The 11981-nt window shown below is 42.3% G+C and carries 11 protein-coding genes; 1 reads left to right on the top strand and 10 read right to left on the bottom strand.

Annotated elements, in window-relative coordinates; genetic code table 11:
• Position 1: 1 nt before the first annotated feature.
• The 8 genes from PG086_RS03485 to PG086_RS03450 all read right to left on the bottom strand — a co-directional run bounded on the left by PG086_RS03485 (position 2) and on the right by PG086_RS03450 (position 8063).
• Positions 2 to 937 carry a serine hydrolase domain-containing protein gene (locus tag PG086_RS03485; protein WP_270747842.1) on the bottom strand — a complete coding sequence of 312 codons (936 nt, stop codon included), beginning with the start codon at positions 935 to 937 and terminating at the stop codon, positions 2 to 4.
• The gene (locus tag PG086_RS03480; protein WP_247917167.1) at positions 934 to 1659 is read right to left on the bottom strand and encodes a CppA family protein; all 726 of its coding nucleotides are present in this window, start codon (positions 1657 to 1659) and stop codon (positions 934 to 936) included. The genes PG086_RS03485 and PG086_RS03480 overlap by 4 nt, the downstream gene beginning before the upstream one ends.
• A gap of 111 nt (positions 1660 to 1770) precedes the next feature.
• Positions 1771 to 2640, bottom strand: coding sequence for an aquaglyceroporin Gla (gene gla, locus PG086_RS03475; protein ID WP_000348107.1), 870 nt, complete (start codon positions 2638 to 2640; stop codon positions 1771 to 1773).
• Between the two features lie 156 nt (positions 2641 to 2796).
• A complete protein-coding gene (locus PG086_RS03470) occupies positions 2797 to 3963 on the bottom strand; it encodes an ATP-grasp domain-containing protein (protein ID WP_247917166.1) in 1167 nt (388 codons plus the stop codon).
• A 12-nt stretch (positions 3964 to 3975) separates the two neighbouring features.
• Entirely contained in the window at positions 3976 to 4716 is a 741-nt protein-coding gene (locus tag PG086_RS03465; protein ID WP_247917164.1) for an esterase family protein, read from the bottom strand.
• Between the two features lie 20 nt (positions 4717 to 4736).
• On the bottom strand, positions 4737 to 5561 hold the full coding sequence (locus PG086_RS03460; RefSeq protein ID WP_247917162.1) for an alpha/beta hydrolase: 825 nt from the start codon (positions 5559 to 5561) through the stop codon (positions 4737 to 4739).
• 136 nt (positions 5562 to 5697) lie between these two features.
• Positions 5698 to 6912 (bottom strand): tRNA uracil 4-sulfurtransferase ThiI, encoded by a 1215-nt coding sequence (thiI, locus tag PG086_RS03455; RefSeq protein WP_247917159.1) that lies wholly within the window; start codon positions 6910 to 6912, stop codon positions 5698 to 5700.
• 8 nt (positions 6913 to 6920) lie between these two features.
• Positions 6921 to 8063, bottom strand: a complete 1143-nt coding sequence (locus tag PG086_RS03450) for a cysteine desulfurase family protein (protein ID WP_270747841.1) — start codon at positions 8061 to 8063, stop codon at positions 6921 to 6923.
• A 138-nt stretch (positions 8064 to 8201) separates the two neighbouring features.
• Here PG086_RS03450 and PG086_RS03445 point away from each other — a divergent pair, with 138 nt between their 5' ends.
• Positions 8202 to 8627 (top strand): DUF6556 family protein, encoded by a 426-nt coding sequence (locus PG086_RS03445; RefSeq protein ID WP_057488553.1) that lies wholly within the window; start codon positions 8202 to 8204, stop codon positions 8625 to 8627.
• A 43-nt stretch (positions 8628 to 8670) separates the two neighbouring features.
• Here PG086_RS03445 and PG086_RS03440 read toward each other — a convergent pair whose 3' ends face one another.
• Both PG086_RS03440 and PG086_RS03435 read right to left on the bottom strand, forming a co-directional pair.
• Positions 8671 to 10941 (bottom strand): DNA translocase FtsK, encoded by a 2271-nt coding sequence (locus PG086_RS03440; protein WP_333558137.1) that lies wholly within the window; start codon positions 10939 to 10941, stop codon positions 8671 to 8673.
• 167 nt (positions 10942 to 11108) lie between these two features.
• Positions 11109 to 11897, bottom strand: a complete 789-nt coding sequence (locus PG086_RS03435) for a HEAT repeat domain-containing protein (protein ID WP_270747839.1) — start codon at positions 11895 to 11897, stop codon at positions 11109 to 11111.
• Between the last annotated feature and the right edge of the window lie 84 nt (positions 11898 to 11981).

The raw sequence follows: 11981 nt of genomic DNA, 5'->3' as shown, positions 1-11981 counted from the left end.
CCTACTCCTCTTGACGAATCATTTCCATGACTTGATTTCGATCGACTATCCACTGGGCACGCTCATCCTTCTCATACGTTCGGTTGGATAGAAAGATAGCCGCTTCCTGCTTCTCCCGATTCCACATAATAAAGGTACCTGTATAACCCGTATGGTCGAGCCAAGCTCCTTCCAGATTCCAGGCTAGGGAACGCTCCTTATCATCTAAGGGAGAAAAATTTTGGCTCAAATCTACAGCAAATTCATCTTTCAAGTAATGTTCCAGAAAGATCTGTAAATCCTTAACAGTCGAAAACAAACCAGCACTTCCAGCGTGCTTCCCTAATAGACGAGCTTTGGGATCGTGAATGATTCCGGCCTCTACTCCTCTCACTGTTGGTACAGCTTGCTCAACAGGACCAAACATTGTTTCCTTCATCCCCCATGGTTCCAAAACTTGTTCTTCTATAATCTGATCCAAGTCTTGTTTAAAGATTTTTTCCAAAACAAAGCCCAGGAGTAAAAAGTGCACGTCCGAGTATAGAAAGGCTGGCTGACTTCGTCTGTTGAGGTGAAACATGGCTTTTCTCAATTCCTCTGCACTTAACCTGTCCCGATTTGGAATAAAGGGGTCTAAGTCTGTTGCATGAGTCAGAAGTCGCCGTATAGTGATATCAGGATAATCACACTCCGGTAAAAAATCCGTCACCGGTCGATTAATATCTAATTTGCCCTGCTGCCACAAGAAGGTAAAAACCGTCCCCACTCCCACAACCTTACTCACACTAGCCAGATCATAAATCAAACCGCTTTCTATCTTCAAGCCCCGTTCTGGATCACTCAATCCTAGATAAGACTCTTTCCATTCACCATCCTTATAATACGCAAAAGAGGCCCCGGGATAAATCCCTGCCTCGATTTGATTTTCTATTTTTCTTAGAATTTTTTCCCACTTCATGCTTCTTCAAACCACAATTCAATGTTATTGGTATCTTTACCCAGGAAGAATTTTTCAGACTTAGGGACAAAGTAGCCTGTCTTTTCAAATTTCTGACGAAGACTGGTTAGATCAAAATTTCTTACTAAAAATTTCAACATCGTCAAGTCCCAAGTGACATTGTTTTCAACAACCAAATCTAGTCCTTGCCCTTTAGTAAAAGTGATTACTTGCGCTACTCCTTCAGGATCAAGTAAGCTCTCTGTCCCCTCAGGCAAACGCAACTCCATAGAAACCTCAAATTGGCTCAAGTATTTTATACCTGTATTTGAATAAAATTCAGGAACAGTTTCCAGTGGAACCAAATCTCTTATATCATTTTCTGCATGAACAAGGATCACATCCTCTTCAGGAGAAACAATCTCAAAAGCATATCCACGACTTCCTTTAAACAAGCGAGGAAGAGACTTCATTTGAGAAAGAAGGGCCTCGATTTCGGAAGGATCCTCAACCTTTATCAAGAGCCTAGCTAGCTTCTTAAGTCCTTCAACTCTGCGAGTTCGCATGCTTGGAGCCTCTTCTAAAATCAATCTCTCCGTACCCGTCTGGTCGCCTAATGAAAGAAAGGCAGACTCTTCTAGTAAGGGTTTCATTCCTAGAGTTTCAATATAAAATATCTCATTTAATTTTCGATTATTAACTTTCAAAGTCGGAATGATCCGAACAATCTCATTCACATCCATAAGTTCCTCCAACTCTTTTATTTTAAAGGATTTTAGAATATTTTACAAGCCATATTTGTTTAAATTAGAAAATTTTCCAAGAAAAAAACTGGGTTTCCCCAGTTTCGTTTCTTATAGGTAAAGTAGTTTGAATAGTGCTACTGCTGCAATTCCCGCTGCAATTGGAGCTACAACCGGAACCCATGCATACCACCATTTTGAATCACCCTTGTGTTGACCAAGAACTGATTTTGGAAGGAGTTCGTGAAGAAGACGTGGTCCAAAGTCACGAGCCGGGTTCAAACCAGGTCCAGTAGGTCCACCGAGTGAAGTTACCAAGGCCATTACTAGGAAACCAAGCCCTAAATGAGCAACTGAAAGACCTGCTGCTGTGTGTGGTGCTATTTGAGCCTTAATAGCTAATTCAGAAAAGTCAACTGTTTGATTAGCCTGCGTTGCCATTTGCTTCATGTATTGCATTACTTCCGCACCAAAAAAGTTTTTAGTCATTCCTAGGGCTGCAAAGAACAGAATAAACGAACCGACAAACTCATTGATAAAACCATTTACACTTGCTGCGAAACGTGATTCTTTTGTACCGTGATCAACACTTGAAATCGTTGAGAAAGTACCCAAAATGTTATTAGAATTCTCTGTTTTCAAGTAGTAAGGACGGTGAGTAGCCACAACCATAGCTTGACCAAAAATCGCTCCTAAAACTTGCGCAAGGATATAATATGGTACTTGTCCCCAAGGGAAAAGTCCACTCACAGCAAGTCCAAGTGTGAAGGCTGGGTTGATGTGGTTCCCAGATACATTACCGAACATCAAGGCTGGGATCATAACCCCCATACCGTAACCAACCGCGATAACGAGCCAGCCACTTTGGTGACCTTTCGTACCTTTAAGTTCAACGTTAGCAACTGCACCATTACCAAGAATGATCAAAATGGCAGTTCCCAAAAATTCAGTGGCATATTTAATAGCCCATGTAAAATCCATTTGATAGATTCTCCTTAATTTTTTTAGACAATCCTTATTCTATCAATTTTTAGGCCTTTTAGCAACCGATTTTCTAAAAGAATCTCTGGAAAACGCTTTATTTAACTTATCTTTAAGAAAAGGACAAAAGAAGTCAAACTCCTTTCATCCTATTCCTTACTCTTGACGTTGACCAAAGTCTGCTAACATCTGATCCAGCTCCTCACGACTTGGAGTTGTCAACATATAGAGGATATCTCCTTGTAACTCTGCAAAGGCCGCTGGCATGATTTTTTTGACCTTGAATTGCTGACTGTATTTGGCAAGAAGAACCTCTTCTGAATAAACATAGTTAGCATTAGCACGACGTGATGTAGCTAAACAGTATTGAGGTTCAAACTCTGATGCTGGGAACTCTTCTCCTGCGACAATCGCTGCATAGCCACGATAGAGGTCCAAGGAATGAGCAAAGTTATAAACGTCAATGGTAAAGCCACCTGCAGGACGATTATTGTACTCAATGGCAATGTAGTCGTCCCCTTCACGGAAAAACTCGATATGGAAAAAGCGTTCTTTCATACCAAATTCCTTGACAATGGCCTCGCCATACTTGCGCAGTTTTGGATCCATATCCTTGAGCACATAGTAGGAATTGTCCATCTTATAAATCATGAGATCAAGTGGTGTATGGGCATAATCGAAAGTCGTTGAAAAGACGATGTTGCCATCCTTGTCCACAAGCCCGTCAAAGGTACAGATTTCGCTAGAAGTGACAAATTTCTCAAAGAAATAAACGGTCGAATGATCCCATTCTTGCTTGAATCGGTCCACATCTTCCTGACTTTCCAACTTAAAGGTGGCTGCCGCTCCCACTCCATTGTCAGGTTTGGCAATCATTGGTAGGCCAATCGTCTCAACTGCTTGGTCCACATCTGCTTCCGTCTGGATGACAGCCCCAGGTACCACAGGGACACCTGCTTTTTGGAAAAATTTCTTCATTTCAGACTTAAACTTGGTCTTTTTGAGGTCATCGGGTTTAGCACCAAAGACATTGAATTGCTCACGAAGGGCTGCATCCAGCTCTAACCAGTATTCATTGTGAGACTCAATACGGTCAATTGGTCCGTGCTTGTAAATAAGAAAGGCAACTGCACGTTTGACTTCATCCAAATTTTCAAGATCATTTACTCGGAAGTACTCGGTCAGGCTATTGCGCAAGGGCTCATCTAGTTGTTCGTAAGGCTCCTGACCAATTCCCAAAACGGTGATGCCTTTATTGGCTAGCTCGATGGTAAACTGTTGAAAGTTTTGTGGATAGTAGGGAGAAATAACAAGGTAATTCATAGGCAACTCCTTTTATAGATACAGGCGTCCAAGAAAATAGGGCATTTGTTTACGCCACCATTCCCAGTCGTGGGCGACATCGTGTCCCCATTCAGCAAACCAGGCTGGAATTTGTTTCTGGTCAAAGGCTTCTTTAAGCTTGTAGAAAGATGGCAGACCATCTTGTTCCCAGGCACCGAGACCCGTACAAACGACGATTTCTGCCTGACGGTAACGGTCGATAAACCATCCATCGTTTTGATTCCAGATATAATCTACTGGCGAATTTTGGTAAATAGCATCATCATTGTAGTAATCGCCGACAAAGAAACGTGCGTCGTAAACACCACTGAGGGCGATCACCTTGGTAAATACATCTGGATGCTGGAGGAAGAAATTGAGTGCATGGTAGGCCCCCATCGAGCAACCCGTCGTCATCATGCCATCAAACCAACCTGTCTTGTGCTTGATAAAAGGAATAGCCTCTTCAATGACATATCGTTCATAGGCACGGTGCATTTCAGCTTGGTCATGACCGTTTTTCCAAGTCGCAAGCCAGCTCTCACTGTCCACACTGGAGAGAGTAAAGAACTGGACGCGCCCCTCCTCGATAAAGGAAGCACAGGCATCTATCATGCCAAAATCATAGTATTCGTTGTGACTGCCACCAGATGAAGCAAAAACAACAACTGGAATCCCAGCATGTCCATAACGGTTGAGGTACATTTCACGATTAAGATTGCCACTCCAGTGGCTAAGGTTTTCAATATGCATTGGCTTTCTCCTTTCCTAACTTACCATTTCTCTGCAAAAAATCGGAGACAGTCTGGTAAATTTTCCGACCATGGAATCTCACTATGGATGGCGCCAGACTGAACTTTCAAGACAAGATTATCCAAATGTACTCCACCTGCAATCAAATCATGGTAATAGCGAAGCGACGAGTCGATATAGGCTTGCTTGATATTACCAGCCATCAGAGTCTTGTCTGTATCATCCGCTTCTTCTGTTCCCACATAGATGAAGATACGCTGTTCAGGCGATAATTTCTTGCGCTCGATGTAGCGGTTAAAGGCTTCTTGGTGGAGCCAGTTAGCAGATGAAAAGACACCTAGACAACCAATTTGGTCTTGGTACTCTAGTCCAATAAACTGAGTAATATTGCCTCCTAGTGACGAACCAATCATAGCCGTATGCTGGCGATCAGCTTTGGTACGATAGGTTTCATCGATAAAAGGCTTGACCACTTCCATGACAAACTCGGCATACTCCACACCCTTACCACCAAACTGCTGGCCTGGGATAGGAGATTCTTGAAACTTCCAAGCCGCATACTCATTCATCCGTCCCATGCCGTCATTATCAATAGCAACAACAATCATGCGACTGATGTCTGGATTTCGTTTAATGGCTGGAATAATCTTCCATGAGTGTCCGATATAAGATTCCTTGCTGTAAAAGACATTTTGCCCATCATGTAAGTAAACTACAGGATAAAAACGGTCTGTGTCTTTCTCGTAGTCCTTTGGCAGGAGCACACGCACACGACGCTCCTTTCCTGTATAAGGAACCTTGAGTTTGTGTTCTTTCATTTTTAAGTAAAAGTAGGAATGATTCATTGTCAGAAAACTCTCTATATTCAAAATTTTATCTTATTATACCATAAAAATAGAAAAAAAGTCAGCAAATGTCCATTTTAAGGATAAATAACTAACTTTTTTCATTTGTTTTTCTGAATTCTTCTGGGTTTTCTGATTAAAGGAGATTGTCAATCAAGTTATCGACTTCATCTTTTTCAGCTTGAGGTGTAATCTCAGTAATCATGATACCAGCCACTGCTCGCTCAACCAAACCTTCAACATCCATGCGTGCTTCATACTGCTCTGCATTCTTAATTTTAGGATTGGTCTTAGGACGATCAGGCGCAAAAATAGTACAGCAGTCCTCAAAAGGTTGAATTGAAATTTCAAAGGTATCGATTTCCTGCGCGATATCAATGATTTCCAACTTGTCCATGGTAACCACGGGACGAATGATTGGAGTGCTAGTCACAGCGTTGATAGTCTGCATGCTTTCCAAGGTCTGGCTGGCTACTTGACCAAGACTTTCCCCATTGATGATAACTAAACCATTTCGTACCTCACGGATACGGTCGGTAATGCGCATCATAAAACGACGGGTCAAGGTCATGAGGTAGGCTTCTGGCGCCTTAGCCTTGATTTCCTCTTGAATTTCAGTGAAAGGTACTTCGATAAACTGAATATTGCCCCCAAATTTAGTCAATTTGCGGGTCAAATCTTGGGCTTTTTTAAGAGCACCAGGACTCGTGTATGGCGGACTGGCAAAGTGAACCGCCTCAATATCTACCCCTCGTTTAAGAGCTAGATAACCTGCCACGGGTGAGTCAATCCCTCCTGACAACATGAGCATACCTTTACCAGAACTTCCCACAGGTAATCCTCCTGCTCCACGAAAAGTTTCATAGGAAAGATAGGCAGCCTCCTCACGAATCTCAACCTGAAGATTAATATCTGGATTTTTCATCTGAGCTTGGACATTTGGAATTGCTTCGAAAACAGCTCCACCAAGAGTTTGATTGAGTTCACGACTGTCCAATTCAAAGTTGTGGTCGCTACGCTTGCTAGTGATTTTAAAGGTCATCCCTTCCTTGTAGATTTCCTTCATAATCTCTTGGACAGCAGACTTCAGAACTTCCACTGACTTTTCAATCTTATACACAGGAGAAAAATTTTGAATTCCAAAGACTTGTTTGAGCGATTCTGCAACTGCTGTGTAATTAGCTCCATTGAGGTAAGCGTGGGCACGGTCGCGATCTGCGGTCACCTTAACTTGAGGATAGATAGACAAAACGTCTGAAATATTATTGCGAAGTTTATTGATGAAACGCATACGGTTTTTGCCCTTGGTTGATAACTCTCCGTAGCGAATCATAATTTCTGAATACTGCATAAATGCTCCTATCTTACTTTTCTAGTTTGATTGTAAATTAATTTTAGCTTGGTCAAGAACTGCTCGACCTGACTCATATCATTTTCTAGGTCTAAGCTTAGACGCACAGCTGACTGGGCCTTATCCTTCTCCACTCCCATGGCAATCAAAGTGCCTGCAGGTTTCCCAGCCTTGGACGAACAAGCAGAAGTCGTTGAGATGAAAATGTCATAGTCTTCAAAAGCGTGAACAATGACTTCACCACGAACACCCTTAATCCCAAAAGTCAGGATATGAGGGGCAAAGTCATCCTCATCTGAAAAGACGAAAATATCTGGATAGTCCAAAAGCGCTTGGCGAATGACTGATTTCATCTGCCCCGTCTTATTAGTAAAGATATCTAACTTTTCCATAGACAAACGGAGGGCCTTGGCTGTTGCTGCGATCCCTGCTACATTCTCAGTTGTCGAACGATAGTCTCCCTCTTGACCACCACCTGTTAAAAGAGGCATGATCCTCTTACCAGACTTGATATAGACAAATCCAACACCTCTGACACCATGAAACTTATGACTTGAGAAGGTCGCAAAATCCACTCGGTCTGTCAGATAGTTTTTAGTCGGAATCTTAGCGAGTGCCTGAACCGCATCAACATGGAAGGAAATGGTCGGCTTATCTGCTAACAGTTTCGAAATAGCCTCAATAGCCTGGATAGAGCCAATTTCGTTGTTAACTGCCATGATGGAGACGAGAGTCGTATCAGGACGTATCAAATCTGCTAATGCTTCAACATCCACAAATCCTTTCTCATCCACTGGAGCAATATCCACCTCAAAACCTTGATTTTTTAGCCAGAGGGCTGATTCCTTGACTGCTGGATGCTCAATAGCTGATACGATGATATGCTTGCCAAACTGGGATTTTTCAAAGGCCACACCCTTGATGACCCAGTTATCTCCTTCTGTTCCACCAGAGGTAAAGAAGATTTCATCACTCTTCTTGCCAATCAAATCTGCAATTTGCTGCCGGGAAGCATCTAAAATTCGTGTCGCCTGGTCTCCCAAACGATGGAGACTGGATGGATTTCCTACAATTTTCGAAGCGACCTGCGTATAAGTTTCAAGTGCTTCAGGATAAGGCTTGGTCGTTGCCGAATTATCAAAGTAGATCATGTTTTCTCACGCTTTCTAAAATCACTTCTTCTATTGTATCATGAAACGAAGCTTGCGACAAGAAAGGGCAATTTCTCTTTTTTTTAAGATTTTTTTAAAGAAATGAGGTATAATAAATCATAATAAAAGGAGAGTATCATGTCTAACTATCATAGAACTTCAAAACCAAAAACTGAGCATATCAAAAAGGGGTTTACTGTCTTTCAAAAAACGATTGCTACCATCGGTAGTATCCTTGGCCTAATCACCGCTACTATCACCATCATGAACGCCATGGATAATAACAAAAACAACAAAAAAGAACCGACGACAACCCAAACAACTGTTGTCAAGGAAATTCAAAAAGAAGCCCCTCAGGAGAATACTACTCCTAACAAGGACAACACTTCTACTAAAGAAAATACCTCGCAGGAAGAAACTCCTCAATCCAATAAAAAGGAAGAGCAAAAAGAAGAGAAGAAAACAACAACTCAGGATTCTTCTACACCTTCCTCAACAAAAGAAACAACTGATAGTGGAAACTCGTCCAAAACGACTAGTTCCGAAAACAAAAGCAATCAATAACTACTAAAATAGCTTCCTTCCAGCTTTGGAAAGAAGCTATTTTTTATTGTTGCAATACTTTTCGTGGTTTGGTTCCTTCAGCTGGACCGATAACACCCGCCATTTCGAGTTCTTCCATAAGGCGGGTCGCACGGTTAAATCCAACCGACAAACGACGCTGAATCATCGAAGCACTGGCTTTCTGCGTTTCGATAACCAGAGCCTTAGCTTCTTCAAAAAGCGGATCGCCGCCAGCTTCATCATCTGAAAATTCTCCTTCATTTTCAGAAACCTCACCTGGATCAAAACTCTCATCGTAGTCCGCATCCGCCTGAGCCTTGATGAAGTTTACGATGCGCTCGACATCGTCATCTGAGATAAAGGATCCTTGCAGACGGACTGGATGATTTTCATCAATTGGTTTAAAGAGCATGTCTCCTCGACCAAGCAGTTTTTCTGCTCCATTCTCATCCAAGATGGTTCGTGAATCTGTACCTGATGAAACTGCAAAAGCCACACGAGAGGGGACATTGGCTTTAATGAGACCAGAGATGACATCAACCGATGGACGTTGCGTTGCGAGAATCATGTGAATCCCTGCAGCACGCGCCTTCTGTCCAAGACGAATGATGGCATCTTCTACTTCCTTGCTAGCCACCATCATGAGGTCAGCCAACTCATCCACAATGACAACAATCAAAGGAAGCGCTACTTGTTTGTACTCAGACTGGGCATTGAATTCCTCGACCTTGGCATTGTAACCAGCGATATTTCGCACACCAACCTTAGCGAAGAGTTCGTAACGATTTTCCATCTCATCCACAACCTTTTGCAGAGCCTTGCTGGCCTTGCGTGGATTGGTCACAACTGGAATCAAAAGGTGAGGAATGTCATTGTAAACCGACAACTCAACCATCTTAGGATCCACCATCATAAACTTGACCTGGTCGGGTCTTGCTTTCATGAGAATGCTAGCGATAATACCGTTAACTGCGACTGACTTCCCTGATCCTGTCGAACCTGCAACAAGTAGGTGGGGCATCTTGGAAAGGTCAAAGGTGCGAGCAGTTCCATTGACCGCCTTCCCTAGAGGAATTTCGAGGAGATTTTCTGGCTTAGTTTGAGACTGTTCCCAGAGTTCACGGAAGGAGACGGTTGCAATCTCAGAGTTGGGTACTTCGATTCCGACTAGGGATTTACCAGGGATCGGAGCCTCAATCCGAACATCCTTGGCTGCTAGAGCCAGCGCTAAGTCGTCTGCCAGATTGGAAATGCGGTTAACCCGTACACCGACTGCTGGCTTGACTTCATACTTGGTTACTGATGGGCCGATTTCAGCCCGTTCAACCGTTACCTTAATACCAAAGCTGGCAAAGGTTTCTTCTAAGATTTTGATATTTTCTCGAACAATCTTCTTTTCCTTGGACTGATCTTTGGGTTTATCTGGCGCAAAGAGTTGCAAGCTTGGTAGCTTGTATTCGAGGGCTTCCTTAGCAGAAAAATCAACCTGCACCTCTTCATCCTCAAAATCTTCTTTCTCATCTGGAACTTCAACGTCAGCTTGAGGGAGGATAATCTCGGGTTCATTCCATTCTTTTTCAGGAATTGGCGGAAGATCATAGTCTGGAACTTCTGGTAAGATTTCTCCAGTTTCAGGATCTACAGGAGGAAGCGGTAGTGCATCCTGTTCTTCTTGTTCTCTCTTGATTCTTGCTGCTTCTTCAGCTTCTTGACGAGCCTTCTCTTCTTCTCTCTTGATGAAGCGTTCCTGTTTTCTCTGTTCCTGTTTTTCCATGAAGGATCTAAACTGAGCTCCAATAAAGGCTGCAACATCATAAATAGACCAAGGACTGACCAAGAGAGCCCCAACTAGAATCAAGAGAACTCCAATAAAGTACGATCCGATGTTGGAGAAAAGAAAGGCAATGGGGATGTAAAGTCCAACACCTAGCAGACCTCCACCAGCAAAGCTAGTCACCCGGATACCCGTCAGATCCGTCATAACTTGAGCCAAGGTCCCTTTTAGAACTGACTGCTCCAAACCAAACTTCCAGACAAGATAGGCCTCAAAAATCAAGAGCAAGCCAGCGAAGATACAGAGAAATCCTGACAGAAGCCCCTCTTGCTTGCGTATCCATTTAAAAAGAAAAAGATAGATGAGGAGGCCGCCTATAGCCACATAGGCCAAACTTCCGACTAACAGTCGAATGAGATTATAAAGGGTGACACCCGCAGCACCAAGCTTGAGGGCTGCAAAGATTAATAATAAGGCAATCCCTAAGGAAATCAACATCCTCTGGATAGCCTGCTTTCTTTCGAGTTCTGCTTTAGACAGTCTCCGTCTTGTTTTACTTGTATTTTTGTTTGCCATATTTCTATTATACCATATTTCAGAAACATCTAGAGAAATCAAAAAAATGACTGCATCTACTAGACACAATCATCTTTCGTTGATATTTCTGAATTTTCTATTCTATATGATTTTTCAACAACCTTGTCTCACTACTTCTTCAAAAATCTAATTGCTGATTTTCTTGCCTTCTCAATCTTTTCGATTTCCAACTTCTCTACAGCAGATGTAGGAATCCATTTTTTCCCAAATAAAACTTGAGCTGCTTCTATCATCAGAGCACAAGCCAGAAAGTCCTTTTCTTCTGGAATCGCCTCTCGAAACAAATCCTTCGTTTTCTCCATCAAGACTTCTTTTTCAATTTGATGAAAAGATAATTGCATCAAACTACTGGCAGACCAGGCACGACAAAGTGCATCTGGGTCAGTCAAGAGATGTTGCCCTAAGATTTCTATCTCACTTATTGAACCAATCCAACCTAGGGCAATGATTAGCTTTCTACGATTCGAAGCTTCTGAACTAGGTAAAAGAGAGATTAGAACAGGAAGTACTTGCTTGCAAGAAGATGCATAAAAATCTCTATGTCTTACTTTGGAAAGAATTTTCGCTAGAAAATAAACAATCAAAATGCGTTGACTCTCATCTTCCTCTTGATTGAGAGTTTCCAAAAGATAGTCTATTCCCTCCTGCCCATGCTGGTCAAAACTTGCTTCAAAATTTAGGTCAGTTCCTTCCTCCCAATCGTTGCAAATGAGTTCAAAATGAAAGGCAATTTCTGGGCTCCTACCTAAATCAGCTATAAAATGAATTCGTTTAGAATCAGAAAAATCTTCCTCCACCAAGCTGGCATAGGTTCCTTGTAACGCTTCTTTTGTAAGACTTTTGCGACCGAACTGTTCCTTTTCTAGTTTGTCGATTCCTTCTTTTCTAGAATCACTCATGACACTTATCTCCTCTAAGATATTTGTAGAACTTCAGCATTCTATCATTTAAATTCTCTAAGATTTACCTCTATTATATCACTT

This window comes from Streptococcus halitosis, assembly GCF_027691175.1.
Taxonomy (GTDB): Bacteria; Bacillota; Bacilli; order Lactobacillales; family Streptococcaceae; genus Streptococcus; species Streptococcus halitosis_A.
The sequence above is the reverse complement of the archived record's forward strand: the minus strand, read 5'-3'. Positions and strand labels throughout refer to the sequence as shown.